General features: G+C 59.9%; 20 protein-coding genes. 8 read left to right on the plus strand and 12 right to left on the minus strand.

The window, feature by feature from the left end; translation table 11 throughout:
- Nucleotides 1-12: 12 nt before the first annotated feature.
- A complete protein-coding gene (locus AC5S27_RS01330; protein ID WP_493937253.1) occupies nt 13-783 on the plus strand; it encodes an MBL fold metallo-hydrolase in 771 nt (256 codons plus the stop codon).
- Between the two features lie 104 nt (nt 784-887).
- On the opposite strand, the gene AC5S27_RS01335 is transcribed toward AC5S27_RS01330, so the two are convergent.
- On the minus strand, nt 888-1,700 hold the full coding sequence (locus AC5S27_RS01335; RefSeq protein ID WP_493932783.1) for a Crp/Fnr family transcriptional regulator: 813 nt from the start codon (nt 1,698-1,700) through the stop codon (nt 888-890).
- A 221-nt stretch (nt 1,701-1,921) separates the two neighbouring features.
- On the opposite strand from AC5S27_RS01335, the gene AC5S27_RS01340 reads away from it, so the two are divergent.
- Nucleotides 1,922-2,218, plus strand: a complete 297-nt coding sequence (locus tag AC5S27_RS01340) for an antibiotic biosynthesis monooxygenase family protein (RefSeq protein ID WP_493932784.1) — start codon at nt 1,922-1,924, stop codon at nt 2,216-2,218.
- A gap of 98 nt (nt 2,219-2,316) precedes the next feature.
- Nucleotides 2,317-3,777 (plus strand): aminotransferase, encoded by a 1,461-nt coding sequence (locus AC5S27_RS01345; RefSeq protein ID WP_493932785.1) that lies wholly within the window; start codon nt 2,317-2,319, stop codon nt 3,775-3,777.
- Nucleotides 3,778-3,788: 11 nt separating this feature from the next.
- Here AC5S27_RS01345 and AC5S27_RS01350 read toward each other — a convergent pair whose 3' ends face one another.
- The 4 genes from AC5S27_RS01350 to AC5S27_RS01365 form a co-directional block, all read right to left on the minus strand.
- The gene (locus AC5S27_RS01350; protein ID WP_493932786.1) at nt 3,789-4,106 is read right to left on the minus strand and encodes a hypothetical protein; all 318 of its coding nucleotides are present in this window, start codon (nt 4,104-4,106) and stop codon (nt 3,789-3,791) included.
- A 65-nt stretch (nt 4,107-4,171) separates the two neighbouring features.
- Entirely contained in the window at nt 4,172-5,893 is a 1,722-nt protein-coding gene (locus AC5S27_RS01355) for a VWA domain-containing protein (protein ID WP_493932787.1), read from the minus strand.
- Nucleotide 5,894: 1 nt separating this feature from the next.
- Entirely contained in the window at nt 5,895-6,716 is an 822-nt protein-coding gene (locus tag AC5S27_RS01360) for a hypothetical protein (protein WP_493932788.1), read from the minus strand.
- Nucleotides 6,713-7,240: an RNA polymerase sigma factor gene (locus AC5S27_RS01365; protein WP_493932789.1), complete on the minus strand. Its 528-nt coding sequence runs from the start codon at nt 7,238-7,240 to the stop codon at nt 6,713-6,715. The genes AC5S27_RS01360 and AC5S27_RS01365 overlap by 4 nt, the downstream gene beginning before the upstream one ends.
- Before the next feature lie 133 nt (nt 7,241-7,373).
- Between AC5S27_RS01365 and pncA the strand changes: the two genes are divergently transcribed.
- The 5 genes from pncA to coaD all read left to right on the plus strand — a co-directional run bounded on the left by pncA (nt 7,374) and on the right by coaD (nt 14,130).
- A complete protein-coding gene (gene pncA / locus AC5S27_RS01370; RefSeq protein ID WP_493932790.1) occupies nt 7,374-8,036 on the plus strand; it encodes a bifunctional nicotinamidase/pyrazinamidase in 663 nt (220 codons plus the stop codon).
- 84 nt (nt 8,037-8,120) lie between these two features.
- The gene (locus AC5S27_RS01375) at nt 8,121-8,984 is read left to right on the plus strand and encodes a Bax inhibitor-1/YccA family protein (RefSeq protein ID WP_493932791.1); all 864 of its coding nucleotides are present in this window, start codon (nt 8,121-8,123) and stop codon (nt 8,982-8,984) included.
- Nucleotides 8,985-9,224: 240 nt separating this feature from the next.
- The gene (locus tag AC5S27_RS01380) at nt 9,225-12,236 is read left to right on the plus strand and encodes an FG-GAP-like repeat-containing protein (protein WP_493932792.1); all 3,012 of its coding nucleotides are present in this window, start codon (nt 9,225-9,227) and stop codon (nt 12,234-12,236) included.
- Between the two features lie 212 nt (nt 12,237-12,448).
- Nucleotides 12,449-13,537, plus strand: a complete 1,089-nt coding sequence (gene recA, locus AC5S27_RS01385; protein ID WP_493932793.1) for a recombinase RecA — start codon at nt 12,449-12,451, stop codon at nt 13,535-13,537.
- A 107-nt stretch (nt 13,538-13,644) separates the two neighbouring features.
- Nucleotides 13,645-14,130, plus strand: coding sequence for a pantetheine-phosphate adenylyltransferase (coaD, locus tag AC5S27_RS01390; protein ID WP_493932794.1), 486 nt, complete (start codon nt 13,645-13,647; stop codon nt 14,128-14,130).
- Between the two features lie 42 nt (nt 14,131-14,172).
- On the opposite strand, the gene AC5S27_RS01395 is transcribed toward coaD, so the two are convergent.
- The 7 genes from AC5S27_RS01395 to AC5S27_RS01425 all read right to left on the minus strand — a co-directional run bounded on the left by AC5S27_RS01395 (nt 14,173) and on the right by AC5S27_RS01425 (nt 22,798).
- The gene (locus AC5S27_RS01395; RefSeq protein ID WP_493932795.1) at nt 14,173-15,675 is read right to left on the minus strand and encodes an ArnT family glycosyltransferase; all 1,503 of its coding nucleotides are present in this window, start codon (nt 15,673-15,675) and stop codon (nt 14,173-14,175) included.
- Nucleotides 15,676-16,025: 350 nt separating this feature from the next.
- The gene (locus AC5S27_RS01400) at nt 16,026-17,738 is read right to left on the minus strand and encodes an amidase (RefSeq protein ID WP_493932796.1); all 1,713 of its coding nucleotides are present in this window, start codon (nt 17,736-17,738) and stop codon (nt 16,026-16,028) included.
- A gap of 219 nt (nt 17,739-17,957) precedes the next feature.
- A complete protein-coding gene (locus tag AC5S27_RS01405; RefSeq protein ID WP_493932797.1) occupies nt 17,958-19,160 on the minus strand; it encodes a glycosyltransferase in 1,203 nt (400 codons plus the stop codon).
- Between the two features lie 203 nt (nt 19,161-19,363).
- A complete protein-coding gene (locus tag AC5S27_RS01410) occupies nt 19,364-20,539 on the minus strand; it encodes a hypothetical protein (protein WP_493932798.1) in 1,176 nt (391 codons plus the stop codon).
- Between the two features lie 136 nt (nt 20,540-20,675).
- The gene (locus tag AC5S27_RS01415; protein WP_493932799.1) at nt 20,676-21,221 is read right to left on the minus strand and encodes a Uma2 family endonuclease; all 546 of its coding nucleotides are present in this window, start codon (nt 21,219-21,221) and stop codon (nt 20,676-20,678) included.
- A 53-nt stretch (nt 21,222-21,274) separates the two neighbouring features.
- Entirely contained in the window at nt 21,275-22,261 is a 987-nt protein-coding gene (locus AC5S27_RS01420) for an LOG family protein (protein WP_493932800.1), read from the minus strand.
- 162 nt (nt 22,262-22,423) lie between these two features.
- Nucleotides 22,424-22,798, minus strand: coding sequence for a hypothetical protein (locus AC5S27_RS01425; RefSeq protein WP_493932801.1), 375 nt, complete (start codon nt 22,796-22,798; stop codon nt 22,424-22,426).
- Nucleotides 22,799-22,821: the final 23 nt, after the last annotated feature.

The following is a 22,821-nucleotide window of genomic DNA, read 5'->3' on the forward strand; positions in this document are numbered from 1 at the left end:
GTCGTTGCGTCGATTGGTCCGGAGGGCACGCTGCTCGTCGACACCGAGTTTGCCCAGGCCGCGCCCAGGCTGGAGGAGGCGCTGGCTGGTCTGCACGCGGGACCTGTTCGCTATGTGATCAGCACGCATTACCACTCGGATCACACCGGAGCCAACGGGATCTTTCATCGTGACGGCGCCGTGCTGATTGCGCAGGACAATTGCCGCGCGCGCCAGCTCGCACCACAGGTCAGCCGCTACTGGGGAACGACTGCGCCGCCTGTTCCGGTTGACGAAACGGCGACCATCACCTTCGACCACTCGCTGACGATCGATTGGAATGGCGGGGAGATTCGAGCCATGCACAACCGCCCGGCACATACAGACGGCGACACAATCGTGTACCTGCGCGACGCGAACGTAGTCCACATGGGCGATATTTTCGTAAACGGCCTGTACCCCTATGTCGACATCGGCGTGGGCGGCAACATCGACGGCTATTTCCCGGTGATCGACGAAGTTCTAGCAATGATTGACGACACGACGAAAGTTATTCCCGGCCATGGCCCAGTGGCCACGCGCACTGATCTGAAGTTCTATCGCGACATGCTGAAGACCGTCCGCGACCGGATAGCGAAGCGGGTCGGCGAGGCAGCGACGCTCGAACAGATCATCGCCGAAGATCCTTCACGAGAGTTCAATGAGAAATGGGCGAGTGACCGTGTCGGTCCCGAGGCGTTGACTGCTTTTATCTATCAGAGTATTACCGGAAAGCGGCTGGGCTGGAAGTTAGTTAAGAAATAAAGTAGATAAATCGGCTCGAGTAGGTATCGAAAAATGGGCGCGCATTCCAGTTAGGAATCGCGCCCTGAGAGTGAATGTGGGGGATATCTATGAACTAACTTCTCTTACTGCAGTGGTACCACTGAAAGCAGCGAACTATTGACATGAATCCGATTCAATCCGCTGTACTCGATGAAGCCAAGTTTGCGGAACCGGTTCATGAAGAAGCTGACTCGCGACCGCGTTGTCCCAATCATGTCGGCAAGTGTTGCCTGGCTGATCTTGGGTAACGGAGCAAGAGGCTGATCTTCGCGACCGGTCTGTGAAAGCAGAACCAGAGTACGCGCGAGACGCTTCTCGCTGGAGTTGAAAAGCTGGTCTACAAGATCAGCCTGAATACGCGTGTTACGCGACAGCAGGTACTTGATGAACAGCCGCGACATTGCGCCTTCTTCCGTTAATGCGCGAACCATTTCCTGCCGGCGGATGCGCAGGAGGACGCATGGAGTAAGCGCGCGAGAGGACGACGTGCGCGTCGGTTGATCGCTCGTGATGCACTCTTCGCCAAGAAAGTGACCGGCGCCAAGAATGGCAATCGTTGCTTCCTTACCTGAAGGAGACACTACAGAGAGCTTGACTTTGCCCTTCTGGATATAGAAGACCGTATCGCCCGGTTCTCCTTGAGAAAAGATCCCTTCGTTTTTCTTTACCTGAAGAATGGTCTTACCAAAGCCACCCTTAGTTAGATACTCCTGGGGACTGAATACTTCATTGGTTACAGCCATGACCACAACCTTTCCGGGTAGATCCAAGGATTGATTACCGAGCAATATTGCGCTCGTGTATTCTTGGACGGCACAAAATATCTGTGGGTTGTCTGGAGCCCAAACAACTATTAGGTTAATTTGTAAGAGATTGATTTTAAAGTCGATACGCACAAGATAGGTATCATCCGGATGCGTGAGGAAAGGTAAGTGAAGTAAGTAAGTGTACGAATGTGAACTCGAGTTATAGATTACCGAATGATAGGATGTTCGGGCCTTCAATAAGGTTGTATGAAACGATACATTCTTCATGCCTGCGCCGTGCGTGCCGGAGCTGAGTCCTCCCTGCCGCCTGCAGGAGCCTCCAAATGCGATAATCTGAGTCGGAGAACCCCATGTTTGTGATCCTCTGGCAGTTCGACATAGCGGAAGAGAAGGTCGCTGCTTTTGAAGCTGCCTACGGTCCCCAGGGTGCCTGGGCGGCACTTTTCGCGAATTCCGGTGAATACCTCGGCACGGAACTGCTCAAGGACGCCTACGTCCCAGGTCGTTACCTCACCATCGATCGCTGGAGCAGCGAAGAGGCATTTCGCGCGTTCCGGGCGGAACACGACCCTGAATACGAGACTCTCGACCGCGCCTGCGACTCCCTCACAGCCGCAGAAACGCGGGTCGGTGCCTTCGTTGCATAGGCTCGTTGCATAAGCTGGCTGCGTAGCTGCGGCTCCAAAACGAGCTCCACGCATCATGTAATCTGGTAGGCATCCAGCGACAGCAAGCGAGGAAGTCTATGCCTGCCCCAATTTCCCTAATTGAAACGACCCTTCCGGAAGTCTCTCTACCGGATCTGCAGCATCAGGATCAGGCCTCGGTTCTCCATCCGAGCACCAATATCGCCGATTTCGCCAGCGGTAAAGTCCCTTCGACGATCGTGGGCGGCGCCAGTGGTGTCCGCGTCACGCTCAATGAGGCTGGAGAGGACCGCGAGCTGATCGACGCCTTTGCTGGCCTATATTGCGTCAATATTGGCTACGGCCGGATGGAAGTCGCGGAGGCCATCAGCCGCCAGGCGCATCAACTGGCCTATTTTCATACCTACGCTGGGCACTCGACCGAGGAACTGATCCGGCTCTCTAACCGGCTGGTGAAGATGGCTCCAGTGGGGGCGGGCGGCGCGCCGATGAAGCGCGTCTTCTACGGAACGTCCGGTTCCGATGCGAATGAGACCAACGCCAAGCTGGTCTGGTACTACCACAACCTCATCGGCAAGCCGAAGAAGAAGCGGATCATTGCCCGAGACAGGGCCTATCACGGCAATACGGTCATGGCCGGCTCGATGACCGGGCTGAATTTCTATCACAACTTCATGGATCTGCCGGTTGCGGCCGTCGTCCGGACCGGCGCACCACATTTTTACTGGGGCGCGGAGGCCGGCGAAACGGAAGAGCAGTTCAGCGCACGCCGTGCGGAGGAGCTCGAAGCCCTCATCGTGCGCGAAGACCCGGAGACCATTGGCGCCTTCATCGGCGAGCCGGTACTGGGCACGGGCGGGTTGATTCCACCTCCCAAAGGATATTGGGCGGCGATTCAGGCGGTACTGCGGAGGTACGACATTCTCCTCATCGCCGACGAGGTGATTACGGGCTTTGGCCGCACAGGCCGCATGTTCGGCTCGCAGCTCTACGACATTCAGCCGGACCTGATCACCATCGCCAAGGGGCTGACTTCGGCGTACGCGCCCCTTTCGGGCGTGATCGTAGGCGAGCGGGTATTCAGCGCGATGGAAGCCGGCGCGGCGCAGGCGGGTGTGTTTCCGCACGGATACACGTACACGGGGCATCCGATCGGCGTCGCAGCTGCCAACGCCAACCTCGACATTCTGGAACGCGAGAACCTGACGCAGAACGCTGCCGAGGTGGGCGCATACATGCTGGCTGGGTTGCACAACGCCTTTGACGGTCTGCCGATCACCGGCGAAGTTCGCGGCGTGGGTCTGATGCTGGCAGTCGAGTTTGTCGCTGATCCGGCCACGAAACGCAGACTAGATCCAGCGCTAACCGTGGCTTACCGCATCTCAAAGCGCGCTCGTGACAAGGGCGTAATTACCCGTGCCATGCCGCAAAGTGAGGCGCTGGGCTTCGCCCCACCGCTGGTGCTGACGCGAGCCGATGCCGACGAGATTATAGAGACCGCGGCCCGGTCGACACGCGAGGTGCTGGACGAACTGGCGCGTGAAGGCAAAACGCTCTAATTTCGCGGCTGCTAATGGAAGGCTGAACCGACGGGGCAGTTCTCGCGCTGGATCGCCCCGCCCGGTGCGCTGAGCACAAACTTGAAGCTGCATTGCACCGCTGAATTTCCAACAGTGGCGCCTCGGTAGACGTATACAGACTTCTCAGAGGGCTGATAAATAAGCAGCGAACTGGTTTCATTCACGCCAGGGAGTTGAAAGTTGATAGCGCTTCCAGAAGAACTGTCGGCCCTGACCGTGCGGCCTGCACCGAACCAATAGCCAATGGCCACCAGTCCCGCAACGGCCAGTGCATTACGAAGCCATCCAACAATCAACCGGGTCTTCATCTATTTCACCTCGTAGGATCACTTGATGGAAGATGGACGTGGAGCACGGCTTGGCCGCTCAACTTTTACGGCTGAGCATAGTAGCCACTGCGGGTACGGACAGTCACGCCCGGCCGGTTTACCGTGATCTTCAGAGCATGGTACTCGTCCTTCTTCTTCGCAGGCAGCGATTCGAACGAGAGATAGTAGTAGGCGGGATTGCCAAGGACGTTTGCAATTTCCTCTGACAGGAAGTTGATGCCCTGGCTGACAGCGATTCCGCCACTTTGCTCGGCCAGGACCGGCAGGGAAAGATTGCCGTATCTGGTCGAGTAGGGGTTGGTAACCGGCTTCCGGTACGTCTTGTAGCGGTCCCATTCGACCGCTTCCTCGCCAGCCACTCGTGTCGGATCGATGCAGTCCAGCGTTACGCGCGCATCCCGCAAAGCGGAAGACAAAACCGTTACAAAATGGAAGGCTATCTTGGAAGGAAAGGTAACGAACTCGGAGTCTGATTCAACGAGGAGCGGCCAGCCTCGGCTGATCCAGATCAGAATCTTTCTACCCGGAGCCGTAGATTTCTGGGCTGTCAGGTCAACGAGCGCGCTCAAGGACATCTGGACCCGCTCCCCCTCACCGTAGATGCCCTGCGAACGGCGTACTGGGTGCAGGCGGCCTTCAGCGCCGTCCACTGCCTTCGCCAGCAGATTCCCGTCGCGCGAGGGGCCGGCCAGAGGTTCAGCACCGTTCCCGGTAAAAAAATAGATTGAAACTGGCTCCGAGAGTTGCCCTCCGTCCTGACGGAGAAATTTGCTCACCTGATCCCGCGCATAGGCTACATCCGAGAACCGGTCGTTGACGGTATCGATCACCAGCATGACCTCGGTAGCCAGCCCTGCGCCAATCTTGCCTGGTGCATTTGAGCCAGCTGGATTGACGGCGAAAAATCTGCTCGCCTTCTGGGTCTGACCGTTGTCTTCTATGGTGAAATCGTCAGCCGTCAATCCTGTAACCGGCTTGCCATCCGGTCCGGTGACAACAATATCCAGGCCAATACGCCGGTTGACGGGCTGCTGGACAGGCGTCGATTTGGCGTTCGCAGCCGCCATTAACTGCTGGGCACGCAGCTGTAACGGCAGATTCGAGACGATGCTCTGTGGGGCGTTGGCTGGTGGATGCGCCACATCCGAGAGCATCTTACGGGCAGACCTGGACTGGCCTTGTGCGATCACGAACAAGGCCTGTTCCTTGGAAAACTCAGCGTCGCTGCCAGTGAGAATCTTGAAGAGCTCCGGCAGAGCGTGACCCTCGTCCCTGCGCATCTGCGAATTCAGCGCCAGCAGGCGCAGATGTTCGCTTTCACCGGGCGCAGGCGCGGTGGTGGAACCGTTGCTCTGGATTTCAATGGCCAGTGCCGCGCAGTCGTCGAGCCAGCGGCTCTTTGGATACGTGCTGCGCAACTCGCTGCAGGTGCTGAGCGCCTGCGCGTATTTACCCTGCTTGTTTTCGGCGTAGGCGCGCCAGTAGAGAGCCCCCTCGGCGTGTTCTCCGTGGCGGGCTGTGACCTTGATGAAGATCTCCGCGGCCTCTGCCCAGCGGCCCTCCTGGATCGCCCGTGTGCCGCTGGTATAGAGGGTGTCTTCGCTGCTGTCTGCTGCCGTTGCACTCTCCTTGAGTACGGCATCAGAAGAAGTCAAGGAGGCAGCATCGCCAGCCGGGAGCATTGCGGCCTGGCTGTGAATCAGGGTGCCTGAAAATACTGTTCCGGCAAGTAGAAGTAAACTCACAAGGCGCGAGGTGTGTCGCATGTTATATCTTCCCTTCGCGGCGGACTGCCACCTGTTCGGGTTGAACCGGACGAACCTGCGAACGGAGCATGTGAATCTCGAAGAGCAGCCCGTTGGTGCGCATTCCATCGCGCAATCGCACGATCTCCCTGCGGTCAGGGGCGGCGGGTTGATTGGCCAGCTCCACCAGCACCGGCTCAAGGTCGTCAAGCATCATCTGGAGAGAATCATCATCCACGCCGGCCTCTTTGCTGGAGGTGCCTTTGGCCGGCGCCCGCCCGGCTACGGCCCGGTACAGGCGATTGGCAGCGAGAAGCTCCCGCGCAGTCTTGCGCAACTCCGGGTCTCTCGCGGCACTGTCGGCGTCGTCCAGTTCGGCCAGAAGACGCTGTGAGCGATCAAGGTGATCGTCGAGCACCAGCAGAATGACGTTCTCGCGTCCCTGCGCCGTCGCGGGGTTGTGGTCCGCCACCGCCGCTTCACTGCTTTGCTTCTTCTCCCAGAGCCGGCCGGAGTAGAACGCAACGATAGCCAGCGCAACGGCAGCTCCAGCCAGACCGAGACCAAAGGCCAGCTTCCAGCTGACGAAGAATCCTCGCGGCTTCGCCGGATACGGCGTCAACCGGCCTGCGAGCGAATCCCAGGTTCGCTCGCCGTAGTCTGCGTTGCAAGCAGGCACATCGGCCGCGAACCGAGTTGAATCACGGAACACACGATCGGCAGCCAGATCCCGAGCGAAGGCCGCGCATTCGGGGCAGCTCTGCAGGTGCGCCTTCATCTCTGTGCTGCTGTCGTCCTCTTCGTATAGGTATGCGATCCACTGCTCTTGCGAAAAATGATTCATACGCTCCCCCGCAACGACGCCAGCCGTTGCCGCAATTTCTGTACTGCCCGGAAGACTGCCTGCTTCACCGCGCTTGGGCCCATGTTGAGTGCCGCTGCTATCTCCGTCGTCGATTGCCCCTCGACATGCCTGAGCAGAAACGCTGTGCGCTCGAGCGGCGTCAGTGCCTTCATGGCAATCGTCTGCATCTGCCCCAGTTCGGCATTCAGCAGCGCCTGCTCCGGACCACCAGCTGTGTCCGCTAACTCAACCGGTGGCCGGCCATCGGGCCCGGCGGCCGCGGGCGATTCACTGTCTATTGCAAGGCTCCGGCGCTGCACCCGGTCGAAGCTGCAGTTCACCGCGATGCGGTAGATCCAGGTTCCAAAGCTCGACTTGTACTGGAACGATGGCAGCCTTTGATAGCCCCGCAGTAAAGCCTCCTGGACGACTTCATCTGCATCCGCCTCATTTCCGGTAATGCGGAATGCGACTCGAAAAAGAGACGGACTGTGCCGGATCACCAGCTTCCGGTAGGCCTCCATGTCTCCGCCCAGAACGGCCCGGATCGCGCTGTGATCGTTCGAGTCCATTCAGCGCATTAGACAGGATTTTTCGAGCGCTGGTTAGGGGAGATTTGTTTCGGTCTCGAGGTACTACACTGAACCTGAGGCGACCATGGCCAATCCCGGCATCCTCCGAATGCGTCCGGACGATCTTCTGCTGATCATCGATGTCCAATGGGACTTCTGTCCCGGCGGGCGACTGGCCATCGCGGATGGGGACGCCGTGCTGCCCGTCATTCACCAGGCTGCGGAGCGCTTCGATCACATCGTGCTCACCCAGGACTGGCATCCGGAGGGACACAGCTCGTTCGCCTCGCAGCATGCAGGCAAGCAGCCTTACGAGTTGATCCAGGCTCCGTATGGCCCACAGACGCTCTGGCCGGACCATTGCACCCAGGGCAGCGAAGGGGCAGAGTTCCATTCCGGGCTGGCTGGGATCGTAGGACGCGCAGAAATGATCCTGCGCAAAGGCTTCCGCCCCGAGATCGATTCCTACTCCGCCTTCTACGAGAACGACAAGATCACCCCGACCGGTCTGGCTGGCTATCTGCGCGAGCGAGGCTTCCGGCGAGTTTTTCTCGCCGGGCTTGCCTACGACTTCTGCGTCCGCTACTCCGCAGTGGACGCAGTGAAGGCTGGTTTTGAAGCTTTCGTGCTCAAGGATGCCTGCCGCTCCGTCAACTTGCCGGGTACGGTCGCCGCGACAGAAGCGGAGTTCGCCGCCACGGGTGTTCAGCTGATACCAACGTCTCAGCTCCCGCGGCTCTGTATGTAGAGTCGAATTCCTCGTTTCTGGGTCTAACATAGTAGGTAGAGCGACGGGCGGTACGCGTGGCCTGTCCTCGGGAGCAATCGACACATGGCACTCATGAAAACCTCAAATCCGGCGCTGAGCGAGAACACCTTCCGCAACCTGCCGGGCGGTGGATACGGAAATCGGCCTCAATCCCAGGCTGCAATCTGGCCGGGTACGCAGTACGGCGAACGCTTCGGCGGCAGCATTGGCAATCGCAGCCAGTCCATGACGCTCAACGGAACAATCAACAAGACGGGCATCCTGCTACTGTGCGCCTTCGCCACGGCAAGCTTCACCTGGTACCAGTTCCTCCAGGCGGCGCAGACCAGCGATCCAGCGGAAGCGATGGGCGCAGTCACCCCTTATCTCATTGGCGGCCTGATCGGCGGACTGATCTTCGCCATGATCACCATCTTTAAGAAGGAGTGGGCACCGGTCACCGCTCCAGCCTACGCGCTGCTCGAGGGCCTGGTGCTAGGCGGCCTGTCGGCGGTCTTTGAATTGCGCTATCCAGGAATCGCCATCCAGGCGGTCGGACTCACCTTCGGTACGCTCTTTGCGATGCTCTTTCTCTATCGCACCGGCATCATCAAGGTGACGGAGAAGTTTCGCCTCGGCGTCTTCGCGGCGACCGGCGGCATTGCACTCTTCTACCTGATGCAGATGGTGCTGGGCCTGTTCCACATCAACTTCAACGGACCCAACAGCGTGAACGGCAGCGGCATCATCGGAATCGGCTTCAGCCTGATCGTCGTCGGCGTAGCCGCACTGAACCTGGTGCTCGACTTCGACTTCATCGAAAAGGGCGTGCAGTACGGCGCTCCGAAGTACATGGAGTGGTACGGAGCCTTCGGCATCATGGTCACGCTGGTCTGGCTCTATCTTGAAATGCTTCGCCTGCTCAGCAAGATGCGCAGCAGAAACTAAAGGCGATCGAACAATTAGCCAATCGGATTTGGCTCTACTTATCAAGGCCGGATTTCAGGGAAAGTTTCCCTCTATCCGGCCTTTCGCTTACAAGGTACAAAAGTCATTCCGCGCTATAACTCTGCAGGAAAGTCGCTCGTGTAACTTCTCCACTTCCTGTACACTCGCTGCATTCACGGACCGGACGCAATCAGGTCTGCTCATTGAATGGCCCGGAGGCTGGTGCGAGTTATGCAGTGGATGCGATCTCTTTCTTTAGTCACTGGCTTCATGTTTGCCATGGGTTGGCCTGCCGTTACTGCGCATGCCGCCGCAGCCACCGCCACGGCGCTGTCCGCGTCTTCTAACGGTAATCCAATTTCCGATGCGGGGTCGATCGCCTCCGGAAGCGTAATTACCCTAACCGCCGCGGTCGCTGCCGGCGGAACTCCGGTGACTGCCGGACAGGTCAATTTCTGCGACGCATCCGCCCCTCACTGCACGGACATTCACCTGCTTGGCACGGTGCAGATCATCCAGGGCGGGCCAAGTGCGGGGAAGGCGATCCTGCGGTACATCCCAGGCATCGGCAGTCACAGTTACAAGGCTATCTTTCTCGGAACGCCGAATGGCACCCCGAGTAACGCGTCGAGCACGTCGAACACACTTTCAGTGCAGGTAACTGGAGCGTTTCCCACCTCGATTACCATGAGCTCGTCTGGCCAGGTCGGCGACTACACGCTCTCGAGCACCGTAACGGGATACGTCAATCACGTCAACCTTGCCCCTCCCAGCGGGACGATTTCCTTTCTGGACGCAAATAACGGAAATGCATCGATCGCGAGTGCGCCGCTGGTTGCAGGCACAACCGCAAAAACGGGCACAAGTTTCGGATACTCGATTGCCGACGATTACCCGCATGCAACAGCGCTAGCAACGGCGGATTTCAACGGCGACGGAATCCCGGATCTCGTTGAGGGCGGCTCCAAGGAGGAGATCACCGGCTCCTTGCAGGTATACCTCGGGAATGGAAAACCTTTTTCGTCCAGCACAGGCCAGTTCTCAGCGGTTCCCGGAGTAATCTCGGTCGGCTACCTGCCGCAATCGATCCTCGTGGGAGATTTCAACGGCGATGGAATCCCCGATTTGGTTGTCTCTGTCTCCTCGACCAATTCCATCGAAATCCTGCTCGGCGTCGGGGACGGAACCTTTACCCCCGGCAGCTTCGGAATCGTTTCAGCGCAACCCGTGGGTTCGATCGTGGCGGGCGACTTTAATCAGGATGGCTACGAAGATCTGGCCCTGATCAGCCAGAACCAGATCGTAGTCTTTCGGGGCAAGGGAGACGGGTCCTTCGCTCCAGCAGCTCCGACAACTTCCCCCACCCCAGCGCCCTCTTCCATCGCCGTGGGCGACTTCAACAATGACGGCATCCCGGATCTGATCGGGGTGGATAGCACAACCGAAAATGTCTTCTTCCTCGCCGGGAAAGGCGACGGAACGTTCACCCCTTCCATCACCGCGTCTGGATTTACGGGAAGTGGTCCCCTTGCCGTGGCCGATTTCAACGGAGACGGCAATCTCGACGTCCTGGTCGGATACTTCGACCAGACCTACAGTACGATTGGCAACGTTCTTTACGGCAATGGAGACGGCACTTTCCCCTCCTACAGTCCGCCTTTCCAGGGGGAACCGCCCTACGCCTATGTTGTCGGAGATTACAATGGCGATGGTCTCCCGGATGTGGCGGAAGCGCGTGACTCCGCTGAATTCTTTGACCACGGCTTTACCATCTTCCTCAATCAGGGAGACGGTACCTTCGCCCTCAATGACTTCGGCGTTCCCAAGCGGTCAGCCGCCAAACCCGCGACGATTATTTACTCCGGCAGCACCATGGTGGCAGCCGATATCGACGGCGACGGCCTTCCCGATATCATCCAGCTACAAGCTTCAGGCTCCCTGGCGGACTCGAATACCCAGATCGTCCTCACTTCCACGGCCACCGCTGCAGGCATCTCGCCGGTCGGCTCGGGAACGCATTTCATCCAGGCCAGCTACCCCGGCGATTCGCTCTATGCTCCCATTGTGGCGACCGGAGGAGAAGGGCTGACGGCCCAGCAAGGCACGCCCACCGCCAGCATCAACCTCTCAGAATCAAGCATTACAGTAGGGCAGGCGCTGACTGTGACGGTATCTGTGACGGATGGGGGAGCAAATCCCGTCCCGACAGGGACCGTTATCCTTACCAGCAGCAGCTATACCTCCGGAGCAGTCAAACTCACCGCCGGCAGCGTTGCCATCAGCATCCCGGCCGGAACCTTGGCGGCCGGGGCGAACGCCCTGACTGCTTCCTACTCCGGCGATACCAACTATCTCGCGGCTACAGCGCATGCGTCAGTGACGGTGACGGCAAAGAGCGCATCCCAGGCGAGCCTCTCGTTGTCGGCATCGGCAATCACCGTGGCCCAGCCATTGACCGTAACCGCCACCCTCACCGGAGTCACCGGACAGCCGAGCCCGACAGGAACCGTGACCGTCACCAGCTTGCCCGGTGGCACATATACCTCTTCGCCTGTGACCCTTGCCGGGGGCATCGCCACGATCACTATCCCGGCGGGATCGTTGGCGGTTGGTGCCAACACCCTCACAGCCAGCTATTCCGGTGATGCGATCTATCTCTCTTCCACCGCAACTGCGCAGGTGACGGTAAACAACCCAACGTTTTCGGTAAGTGGATCGGCAGTCACAGTGACCGCAGGGGCCACGACCGGGAACACATCGACGATCACGATTACGCCTGCCGGCGGATTTACCGGCAGCGTCGCTTTGACCGCAGCACTCGCTTCAGGTCCCACGGGAGCCGCGCACCCGCCAACGTTCAGCTTCGGCTCGACCAGTCCGGTCGCCATCAGCGGAGCAGCGAACGGAACAGCGACCCTGACGATCACCACCACCGCAGCCTCTAGTCCCCCCTGTACAGCTTCGGCAACCGCGCCGCCGCGCACTCCGTGGTATCCCGCCGGCGGCCTGGCTCTCGCTGCCCTCCTACTCTTTGGCATTCCCGCTCACCGATCTGCGAGGAGGAGGCTGCTGGGCGTGTTGCTGCTCCTTGTGGGTTTGACAAGTGCGATCACTGCCTGCGGCGGCAGCCGCAGCAAAGCATGCCCCACCGTCATCGTGCCTGGAACGACAGCGGGGACCTACACCATCACCGTTACGGGCACTTCGGGAAGCTCGAGCTCCACAGGCAACGTGACGTTGACCGTGCAGTAAACCATCCCTGGACAGTACGGAGCGGCGAGGATTCAATGCTGTCAGGGAAAAATCCGGACGCCTGAACTTTCGCCTTTTCTTCTATGAAGTGCAGTGTCTTTCCTGCTACAATTCCATCGAATACGCGTTTCATGTTTGAGTCTTTCCCGGCCTTGAACCGCAAGCGGAATACAGGGCTCGAAAAGTCATGAGCGCGACAGGAGACTGAACCGATGGGTTACGCCGAAGACCGTTCCAAGGCAGTAGAAAGCGCACTTTCACAGATCGAAAAACAGTTCGGCAAAGGCTCCATCATGCGTCTCGGAGCCAAAGAAGCCATCGTTCCCATCTCGGTGATCTCAACGGGTTCCATCAGTTTCGACGCGGCATTGGGTGTGGGCGGCGTGCCGCGCGGCCGCGTGATCGAAATCTTCGGGCCTGAGTCTTCCGGTAAGACGACCATCACCCTCCAGATCATCGCCGAGGCCCAGAAGGCCGGCGGTCTGGCGGCCTTTGTGGATGCCGAGCACGCGCTCGACCCCATCTACGCCCGCAAACTCGGCGTCGATACCGACAACCTGCTCATCTCGCAGCCGGATTACGGCGAGCAAGCCCTCGAAATCACCGAAGCGCTGGTGCGCTCCGGAGCCATCGATGTGCTGGTGGTTGACTCGGTCGCAGCTCTCGTCCCCAAGGCAGAACTAGACGGCGAAATGGGTGATTCCCACATGGGCCTGCAGGCCAGGCTGATGTCGCAAGCGCTGCGCAAACTCACCGGCACCGTCTCGAAGTCGCGTACGTCACTCATCTTCATCAACCAGATTCGAGAGAAGATTGGCGTCATGTTCGGCAACCCTGAAACGACAACGGGCGGCCGCGCTTTGAAGTTCTACGCCTCGGTCCGCATCGATATCCGCCGCATCGCCGCCGTGAAGGAGGGCGATGTCGTCACTGGTTCGCGCACCAAGATCAAGATCGTCAAGAACAAGGTAGCGGCGCCCTTCCGCGAGGCCGAGTTCGACATCCTCTACGGCGAAGGCATCTCCCGCGAAGGCGACGTGCTCGACCTGGCAGTGCTGAATAATATCGTCGAGAAGTCCGGCGCGTGGTACAGCTACGACGGCGAGCGTATCGGCCAGGGCCGCGAAAACGTCCGCGGTTTCCTGAAAGCGAACCCTGAGATTTTTGCGAAGCTGGATGCGCAGGTTCGTCAGAAGCTCGGTATCGGCGCAGCAAACCTGAAGTCTCTTTCCGCCGAAGTGCCAGATGTGCCGGCGGACGGCCCTGCCGTCGCTCAGCAGGTGGTTCGCGGCAAGCGCTAACCCGATTCAAATCACGTCGAAGAGAAGGCGGCTTCCTCTGGTAAGCCACCTTTTTTCTGCCTGCTAGAATTCGTTGAGTTGTCTATAGACGATTAGGATGCAAACGCATGGGCGTGAAAGCAATCTATCCCGGTACTTTCGATCCGCCCACCAATGGGCACCTCGACCTCATTGCACGCGGCGCCAAGCTTTTCGAGCACCTGACAGTTGCCATCCTGAACAACCCGGTGAAGAATCCTTTGTTCACTGTGGAAGAGCGCGTGGAGATGCTGAAGGAGTCGACACGGCAGTTGGGCAACGTCTCAGTTGCGACCTTCGAAGGGCTGATGGTTGACTTTGCCCGGCAGAATGGTGCAACGGCAGTGCTGCGCGGCATTCGGGCGATCACCGACTACGAGTACGAATTCCAGATGGCGCTCATGAACAGGCGTCTTGCGCCGGAGATCGAGACGGTCTTTCTGCAGCCTGCCGGGCGTTATTCCTTCGTCAGTTCGCGGCTGGTGAAGGAAGTGGTGAGCTTCGGAGGCAAGGTCGATGGACTGGTGCCTACCAATGTTGCCAAGCGGCTAATGGGCCGCATGGGCAAGGCCTGAAAGCCGATTCACCACCGCAATTTCGAATCGCACCTTCGTTCTCTATGGTGCAGCGGATCTCAGACTGCACCGAACCATTCGGTAGAGGATCAGCTCATTGCGGTCGTCATCGTCGAAGATGTGGTAGCTGGCGACAGGTTCGAAGCTGCAGGTCGGCAGCGCTGTGTGGATGTCGTCGCCGATGCCGTTCCAGGCGACATACCAACCTGGTTGATAACGCGAAACTTTTGTGGAAAGGTCGTCGCTGCCGTAGGCGTCGTTGATGGAGGGAATTCCGGTCATCAGCGATAGCTGGCTGCCGCTGACGCCGAGCATGAGCGGCTTCTGGTGTGCGTCGCTGCGGATGATGTTGCGGATGCTTGCGGCTGCGTCGCTGTATTGGTATTGACGCAGGCTGTAAAGACTGGAGAGCAGTGTGAGGTTTACGGCGAGCGCTGCGGCGATGGCGATCATGAGAGCTGAAGAAAGCAATTTCGATGCTTGTTGCCTGTCTCGGTGGAACTCGTGCAGGGCGGTAACGGCTAGCAGCACGAGCGGGATGAGCAGCATGAGGAAGTAGCGCGGCGCGTAGTCGTCCTGGCGGCGGAAGATATATGCGCCTTCGATGGCGAGGCTGAGCCAGGACGCTGTGTAGAGCGGGTTGCGCCAGAGTTGGCGCTGCCAGAACAACGAGATGGCGAGGATCACGGCTCCGGTTGGATAAAGAATGCGGTCGACCCAGAACATGTTGCGGATGAGGTCTCGCAGTGTTGGGAGCGTCTGGCTCCAGTTCATGTCGGCAATAGCGTTGACTTCGAAGAAGAAGGCATAATCAGCGCTGTAGCCTTGGGCGTTGACCAGCAGTAGATACGACTTCATCACGATTGCTGGGATGACTACGACTGCGAGGAAAGTGCGCAGCAGGTTTGCGAGCTTGCGTTCTGAGTTACACCAGATCAGCCAGCAAATTGCTGGAAGCAGAATGGCTGACGTGGCCTTGGTGAGGATCATCGCGGGAATTACAGCGGCGAGCCCGGCGAGCGGCCAGATCCGCTTCGCGGAGACGAAAGATGCGAGCATCAGGGCCAGCGCAAACTCGAAGAGAACGGATGCTTCGAGGATGGCGAGGCGGCTGAAGGCGAAGGCGAATGGGCTTGCCGCGAGCAGCAGCGCGGCGAGTGAAGCTGCGCTGCGATTGGCGTCTGTGTATCGCTGGACGAGCACGTATACGATCGCGATTGTTGCCAGCGAGAGAGCTACGCTCAGCGCTCTTGCTGCTACGAAACTTACTCCGGTGAGGTGGAAAATTGCGGCTAGCATTGCTGGCCAGACTGGGGTGGCTACGGCGGGGTTGTAGTCGCCGGGGATGTTCCAGTGGCCCAGGATCTGGTACATGACGGCGCCCTGGGTCCACCAGCCTTCGTCGGTGAACTTGGCCTGGTCGGAGAACCACGGTGAGCCGTTGGGGAAGTCGGCGCTTAGCCAGCAGAAGCGGAGGATAGCTAGTGCTGCTGTCAGCAGGCACATCGCTGGGATGGTGAGCCGGCGGATTCTGGTTGGGATCATGTCGGCGGGGCTTCCTGACTGAGATTTTTCTACAGTAGCAGGAGATGCTGCGTCTCAGGTGTTGCGATGAAGGCGACGAAAGAGGGAATGGGATATGGGGGGGAGGGGTATTTATTTTTCCTCTCTTGGCGAGGGGCTGTTCCTTGCTGATTTCTATTGTGCGCTTTTTGACATAAAACACACGCAAGGTTGCGAGAGAAAAATGAGGGGGTGCCGTTTGGGGTCCCGATCGCGGAAAAGGCAACAGCGGATTCCCCTTTGAGGAATGACAGAAAAAAGCAAAGGTAAAGGCAAAAGCAGATTCCCTGCGGGAATGACCAATAAGAAAAGCAGAGACGAGAGAAGGATGGCTATTTCTTTTGGAATGGGGCGTCGGGGAGCAGGCCGCTTTCTACCAGGACTGGTGGGTGGCGGTGGTGGGTGCGTTGTTCGTAGTCGTAGGCCCAGCCGAGGAGGTCGCCGTCGTGCCAGCGGCGAGTGGAAATCTCTAAACCGAAGGGCAGGCCGCCGGGGTAAAAGCCGCCTACGACGACGACTGCGGGGACGCCTAGGATGTTGACCCAGCTAGTTTCGCTGTGGGGGCCACCGCTGATTTCGCCGTTCTGGGGCATCGTTTCGTCGGGCGGAGGCATCTGGGTGGCGGGGTAGACGTAGCCGTCGAGGTGGTAGCGGTCGAGGGTCTCGTCGAAGACGGCGAGTGCGCGGGCGCGGGGTTCGTAGTAGTTGGCCTTGGCGCGCGGGTCGGTTTCGATATGGGCCTGGGGCTGGACGGGGAGCTTGCGGCGGTCCTGGCTGCCTGAGTCGCCGATGATGGTGGCGGGGAGGGGCTTGCCGGTGGCTTTCTGGTATTCTTCGGGCGAGTGGTAGAGGGCGGGGCCGAACTCTTTGAGGTAGTTCTCGGTGCCTTCGCGGATGTAAGGGAGGGTGCCGACGCGGCTGGCGATTTTGGCGAAGGAATCGGGCATGAGGTTGTCGTCGAAGACGATTTCAGCTCCGGCGGCGCGGAGGCCGTCGAGCGATTTGAGGAAGGCGGCGCGGGTTTCTGGCGTCAGGGGCGTGGCGGCTTCCTGCTCCGCGATTTCTGCCTTGTCGTCGGGGACGACGGAGGCTATGCCCTGAAATGGGACGTCTGTGCCCTTGAGGATAAAGGCGGGGACGCCGAAGCGTTTGCCTTTGAGCGAGCCGGGCTTGAGGTACTGAGTGTAGGGGCCGGGCTGGGCTTTCGTTGGGGCTTCGGCGGTGCGGCTATCGAGCGGGTCCGGAGTGGGTTTGCCGTCCGAATTGATTCCGGCCATGACGTCGAGAGCAACGACGGCGTCGGGGACGTTGCGGGCGATGGGGCCGGTGTTATCGAGGAGCCAGTCGAGCGGGGCGATGCCGGAGATGGGGACTAATCCTCGGGTGGGGAAGACGCCGACTACGGCGCTTGTCGCAGCGGGCATGCGGATGGAGTTGCCGGTGTCCGTGCCGTTGCCGAGGACGGCCATGTTGCTGGTGACGGCGGTGACGGTGCCTCCGCTGGAGCCGCCTGGGGAGAAGCGGACGTCGTAGGCGTTGCCGGTGCGGCCGAAGGAACTGCTGCGGTTGGTGTCACTGGCGGCGAAGTCGGGCATGTTGGTGTGGCCAATGAGGATGGCTCCGGCGGCGCGCAGGCGGGCCACTACGGGCGCGTCTTTCGTGGCGAGGAATTCTTTACCGGGGATGGTGTAGCCGGACCAGCCGTCGGTCGTGATCCGGCCTTCGATGCTGGTGTTGGCTTTGATGACGATGGGTATGCCCCAGAGGGGGCCGTGGGCGTTGGTGTCAGCGTCTTCTTTGGCGGCCTGGGCGAGGGCTTCCTTTTCGAGGATTTGCTCTATGGGGCGGTAGATGCCGTTGTATTTGTGGATGCGGGCGAGGTGCCATTGGACGACCTGGGTGACAGTGTATTTATGCGCGGCGTAGTAGGACTGGATTTTGGGGATGGTGGCTTCGAGGAGGTCTTTGTCCATCTCTGAAGGGGATTGGGCGAGGGCGGGGATGGATAGTGCTAGGAAGGCTAGGATGGCGGCGGTTTTCGGCATGGCTTATGTTCTCAGGAACGAGTGCGAGTGTGAAGTGTGAGTGTGAAAAGCGACGACTTTTCTGGATTGTGATGCCTACCCATTCCACGAAGAGAGTGTGGTGTGAATGGGGCACCCGCATTCTCTCCAGTCCTACAAGATCAGCAGCAGACTCCCTGCGGGAATGACAACCAGGAAGGCAGCGGCAGGGGTAGAGCTTGGTGGGACTGGAAGGGTGCTTCAGGAGGAGACGGCGGAGAGTTCTGGTTTGGTGGGGAGGATTTGCTGGTAGCCGGAGTAGACGCCTTCGAAGACTGAGTCCCAGCTTGCTTTTAGGGCGTAGGCTCTGGCTGCCTGACGCATTTCGGCTTGGCGGGTGGGATCGTTGATCAAGGCTGCGATGGATTGCGTGAACTGGTCGTCGGGGACGATGTGGCCGGTTACGCCTTCTTCGACGATGTAGCGAGGGCCGCCGTCCGGGGTGACGATGGCTGGGACGCCGCTGGCGAGGGCTTCGAGGACGACGTTGCCGAAGGTGTCGGTGTGGCTGGGGAAGACGAAGAGGTCCATGGAGGCGTAGGCCTGGGCGAGGGCTTCGCCGCGGAGGACGCCGGCGAAGTCTGCTTGCGGCATGCGATCCCGGAGCCACTGCTGTTCATCACCCTGGCCGATGATGAGGAAGCGGAAGTTCGGGATGCCTTGTTCGAGTAGCTGGGCGTGGATGGTGGCCAGCAGGGTGATGTTCTTTTCTACGCTCAGGCGGCCTACGAAGCCTAGCGTGAAGGGCTTGTCGGCTGGGGACGCAGGACGTTTGGCGGGGGTGAAGAGTTCGGTATCTACGCCTCGGGGCATGAGATGGCAGGGGCGGCCGGTGGCGGATTGGAGGAGCTGGCAGAGCTCGGTGTTGGGGGCGTAGAGGACTTTCGCGATCGAGTAGAAGCGGGCGGCGGCGGCGAGGGTGAGGTCCTGGATTTTCTGGCCGGCGGTGGTGGAATGGCGGTCGGGGAGGAACTTCAGGAGCCAGTCGGAGCGGCGGGCAAGGTATTCGTGGACGTTGGTGTGCCAGGAGGCAGCGAGGGGCAGGTCGCGATGGTGGGCAAGGCCGGCGCCGAGCATGCCTACTTCGCTGGGGCCGGTGATGTGGATGAGGTCGGGCCGGAAGCGGTCGAGGACTTCTCCGATGAGGGGGATGTGGCGGGGGAAGGCGGGGTCGAAGCGGAGGTCTTTTTCGAGGGCGAAGGAGAAGATACCGCGGGGGAGTTCGAGGGTCCAGACGTGGCCGTCTTCGAGGAAAGCCTGGCCGCGATCTCCGGCGCGGATGCAGAGGAAGGGGAGATCCTGGCGGCGGGCGAAGGCTTCGAAATGGCGGCTGGTGTGTGCGACGCCGTTGACTTCGTGGAAGGAGTCGGGGAAGTACGCTACTCGGGGTGGGGTGGCGGGCATAGTCGTTGTTGGTTATGAGGGTAGCGCAATCCGTTGGGGGTGGCGAATTGTGCGGTGGGAATGGGCAGGGCTTTCAACCCTCTTTCCTTTGTGCGGCTGCCTCACACAGGCCGATGGCCTGGGCTGGTATGGCGGCGTGCCTTTAGCGCATGGTGCGGCCGGGCGATGGCGCTTTAGTGGTTCGATCACCCTGCTGCTTGATCCTAGTAGGCTTCCTGGTCGCCTAGTTCAAAGCGGAGTTTGCTAGAGTCGCTCCAGGCGTACCGGAGACTGCTGGAGAGTGGGCCGTAGCCCATGAGGCGGACGGCGGCGAGGAAGCCCGACATGACGCGGGGTGGGCGGCCGCCGGGCCAGATTTCGCTCAGAGGGCGGACGATGCCGTTGGCGTCGGGGTGGTAGACGCGCTCGTCCCAGGTACGGGAGCCTTGCGGGAACTCGGGGTAGTTGCGGATGGCGTCCATGGTGGAGAGCAGGATGCGATGCTTCCAGGGCTCGGCGTACTGCGGCATGAAGAGGACGTCGCTGCGGCGCTCTTTGCGGACCTGGTGGACGAATTCGTTGAAGCTGGTGGCGTTGGTGATGTTGATGTTGGCGTTCGGTTCTACGCCGTGGCGGTCGCCGCCGGAGATGAGGAGCATGTTCCACTGCTCGGCCAGCTTGCGGACGTCGCGGTTTTCTCCCCAGTCGCGGAGGCCGTTGAGCTCGAGGGCGTGGAAGTGGGCTCCGTTGATCTGGAGGAACTCGTTGACGAGGAATTCGTGCTTGTCCTGGCCGATGCGGTAGAGGTCCCAGAGCGGATGGTTGAAGATGACGAGGACGTTGGGCTCTTCGTTGAGCGCCTTGAGGAGTTCGGTGAGGCGGGTGTCGCTTGGGTTGGCGGTGAATTCGGCGAGGGTGGCCATCCACTCGGTGGCGCGGGCGCTGGGCAGGTTGTGAATGCCGAGGTGGAAGTACTGGGGCGACTTCAGCGAGCCGGCGTAGGGGGTGGTCCACTCGACCGAGGTGGGAATGTGGCGGGCGCTGGGGACGGAGCGCAGCAGGAGCGGGGCCTGGATGTTGTCGTGGTCTGAGAGCGAGACGAGCGGATTGAGACCGAGCTTCTGGATCTGCTGGCTTTCTAGGTCGAAGGCGAGCTTGGGGGTCAGCGGCGGGGTCCAATAGCTGGCTTTCCAGTTGATGGTGATGCCGTTGTTGTCTCGGGAACGGCGTTCGAGGCGGTCGAGGAGGGGACGGACAACCTTATATTGACAGCCCCAGTCGGCGACGAAGTCGAGGGTTTCCTGAGATTGATTGGTGTGACTGTGGAGGGAGACGCCGGTGGAGAATGCCTTGGCTGCCGATGGATCTCGCCAGAGATAGGAGATTGTGGAGTTGGGCATGAGGCTCCTGTGCGCTCGAGTTTGGGGTGTACCTGCGCTCAGTATCCGGGGGAAGGCGTAAATATGCTGTGAATGTGGTGCGAAATTTCGGTGGAATTTGGTGGGGAATCTAGGGAGTACCGGTGGGCGGTACGGTTTAGACGGCGTCCAGTTCGGCGAAGAGTTCGCTCAATGTAATGCGGATCGGTGTGCCAGGGACGGTGAGTTCGTTGTTCTCGATAGGCTTAAGGCCGTTTGGGGTGTCGTACCAGGCTTTGCGGGTCTTAGGATCGATGATCCAGACATTGGGAATTTTGAACTGGATGTAGTCCTGGTTGCGAGCCGAAATTTCGTTCAGGCGGTCTCTGCGCGAGAGGATTTCGATTACGAGCAGAGGGGGACGCGTGAGAACTTGTTCCCTTGGTGTGCCGGAGCGAAGGATTGTTACGTCGGGGATGCGGAAATTTCTGGGTTTGACCTGAACGCGCGTTTCAGTGGCAGCGTAGACGCCCCACGCGGTGCGGTTGGTCATGAAGATGTGCGCTAACAGGGTTTGCAATATGGAGTGGTCGTGCTCGCCCAAGTTCCGCTCCTCCAGCCTTCCGTCGATATAGTCGCAGTCGGGTTCGTAGTCCGTGTCGAGGTATTCCTGCACGGAGACGAACTCTTGCTGGGGTATGCCGAATTTTGGCAGCGTGGCCATGGAGCTAGTATTACTCCGAACTCATGGAAGAACAAGGAGCGCTGCGAGGTTCGTCAGCGGGTGCGGGCGAATTCTGGGCCTAGCAGGTCTTCTGGGTTGAAGGGGGCTGAGACCGGGTGTTCCTGGTCGTAGCGGGCTTCTGTGTTGAGGTGGTGCTCGGTGAGGCCGGCCTGGAGCGTGGCGAAGGCTTCTTCCGGGGTGTCGGCGAATTGAAATAGGTCGACGTCGCCGGGGGAGATGGCGCCGGTATCGACGAGCCACTCGAAGTTGAAGACTTTTTTCCAGTAGTCGGAGCCGTAGATGACTACGGTGATGTTCTTGGCGAGCTTGTGGGTCTGGACGAGGGTGAGGACTTCGAACATTTCGTCGATGGTGCCGAAGCCGCCGGGGAAGACGACCAGAGCCTTGGCGAGGTAGGCGAACCAGAGCTTGCGCATGAAGAAGTAGTGGAACTCGAAGTTGAGCGCGGGGGTGATCCACTGGTTGGGGCGTTGCTCGAAGGGGAGGCGGATATTGAGGCCGATGGTTTTGCCGCCGGCTTCGTGGGCGCCGCGGTTGGCGGCTTCCATGATGCCGGGGCCGCCGCCGGAGGTGATGACGAAGCGGTGGCGCGTGGAGGGGATGGTGTTGGCCCAGGTGGTGACCATGTGGGCGAGACGCCGGGCGTCTTCGTAGTAGCGGGCCATTTCGACGGCGGCTACGGCGCGGCGGCGGCCTAGTTCGCTGGCGGTGCCGGCGGCGATTTCCGGGATGGAGGCGGGCTGCTCGCTGGGTGGTGCCGGGGCGACGGAGCCGGTGTTGTCCAGAAGTTCGAGGGCGTGGGCGGCCTCGTCGTGGCCGTGGAAGCGGGCGGAGCCGAAGAAGACGACGGTGTCCTGGATGCGTTCGCGGCGAAAGCGGGCGAGCGGCTCGGTGTATTCGGAGAGGATGCGGATGAGGCGGCCGTCGGGGCTATTCAGGAATGCGGGGTTTTCGTAGGCGAGGGCGGCGCGGTCGAGTAGGGGTGGGAGTTCTGGATTCGGTTTGGTTTCTTCGGACATGGGATTCTCTGGGCCGCGGTGGCGGTATTGATTGGTAAAAGATGAGTGTAATGGTTGAGGCAGCCGCGTATTGAAAACGAAAAGCAGCAGAATCCTAGAGGGAATGACAGAAATTAAAGCAAATGCAACAGCAAGAATGCTGTCTATGGATGGAACTCGGGATTAGCGAGGAGCGTCGGCGGGGCGGAGTGCATCGCGTAGAGCTATCCACAGGTTGAGCAAGCCGAGGCCAGTGACGAGACCGCGGACGGCGCCGTTGGCTATGAAGTTCTGGAGGCTGGGCGAACCGGTGAAGAGGGGATTGTTGTCCCAGAAGGCGGGGAGCCAGGGGACTACGGCGACGATCAAACCTATGTATATACGGACGACGACTCGCAATAGGCGTTCGGCCTGCTGGAGCCAGTTGGGGATGCGCTGGGGTGGGGGCGGCAGGGTGTTGGCTGGATGCATGGGCGGCGGCGGCGGTAACGGCTCCACCCGGATCTCAGGTGATGGGGTGGTGGATGCGGCGGAAGTTGGCTCTTGCTGCTGGGGCATCAGGAAGTTAGGGAACGCTACGG

The organism is Acidicapsa borealis (assembly GCF_059115245.1).

Excerpts from the sequence above, each read along its gene's own strand:
- AC5S27_RS01360 (WP_493932788.1), bottom strand. The coding sequence starts at position 6,716 with ATGAATCATTTTTCGCAAGAGCAGTGGATCGCATACCTATACGAAGAG.
- AC5S27_RS01410 (WP_493932798.1), bottom strand. The coding sequence starts at position 20,539 with ATGCCCAACTCCACAATCTCCTATCTCTGGCGAGATCCATCGGCAGCC.
- AC5S27_RS01355 (WP_493932787.1), bottom strand. The coding sequence starts at position 5,893 with ATGCGACACACCTCGCGCCTTGTGAGTTTACTTCTACTTGCCGGAACA.
- AC5S27_RS01350 (WP_493932786.1), bottom strand. The coding sequence starts at position 4,106 with ATGAAGACCCGGTTGATTGTTGGATGGCTTCGTAATGCACTGGCCGTT.
- AC5S27_RS01375 (WP_493932791.1), top strand. The coding sequence starts at position 8,121 with ATGGCACTCATGAAAACCTCAAATCCGGCGCTGAGCGAGAACACCTTC.
- AC5S27_RS01405 (WP_493932797.1), bottom strand. The coding sequence starts at position 19,160 with ATGCCCGCCACCCCACCCCGAGTAGCGTACTTCCCCGACTCCTTCCAC.
- AC5S27_RS01400 (WP_493932796.1), bottom strand. The coding sequence starts at position 17,738 with ATGCCGAAAACCGCCGCCATCCTAGCCTTCCTAGCACTATCCATCCCC.
- AC5S27_RS01420 (WP_493932800.1), bottom strand. The coding sequence starts at position 22,261 with ATGTCCGAAGAAACCAAACCGAATCCAGAACTCCCACCCCTACTCGAC.
- recA (WP_493932793.1), top strand. The coding sequence starts at position 12,449 with ATGGGTTACGCCGAAGACCGTTCCAAGGCAGTAGAAAGCGCACTTTCA.
- AC5S27_RS01395 (WP_493932795.1), bottom strand. The coding sequence starts at position 15,675 with ATGATCCCAACCAGAATCCGCCGGCTCACCATCCCAGCGATGTGCCTG.
- AC5S27_RS01415 (WP_493932799.1), bottom strand. The coding sequence starts at position 21,221 with ATGGCCACGCTGCCAAAATTCGGCATACCCCAGCAAGAGTTCGTCTCC.
- coaD (WP_493932794.1), top strand. The coding sequence starts at position 13,645 with ATGGGCGTGAAAGCAATCTATCCCGGTACTTTCGATCCGCCCACCAAT.
- pncA (WP_493932790.1), top strand. The coding sequence starts at position 7,374 with ATGGCCAATCCCGGCATCCTCCGAATGCGTCCGGACGATCTTCTGCTG.
- AC5S27_RS01425 (WP_493932801.1), bottom strand. The coding sequence starts at position 22,798 with ATGCCCCAGCAGCAAGAGCCAACTTCCGCCGCATCCACCACCCCATCA.
- AC5S27_RS01340 (WP_493932784.1), top strand. The coding sequence starts at position 1,922 with ATGTTTGTGATCCTCTGGCAGTTCGACATAGCGGAAGAGAAGGTCGCT.
- AC5S27_RS01380 (WP_493932792.1), top strand. The coding sequence starts at position 9,225 with ATGCGATCTCTTTCTTTAGTCACTGGCTTCATGTTTGCCATGGGTTGG.
- AC5S27_RS01365 (WP_493932789.1), bottom strand. The coding sequence starts at position 7,240 with ATGGAGGCCTACCGGAAGCTGGTGATCCGGCACAGTCCGTCTCTTTTT.
- AC5S27_RS01345 (WP_493932785.1), top strand. The coding sequence starts at position 2,317 with ATGCCTGCCCCAATTTCCCTAATTGAAACGACCCTTCCGGAAGTCTCT.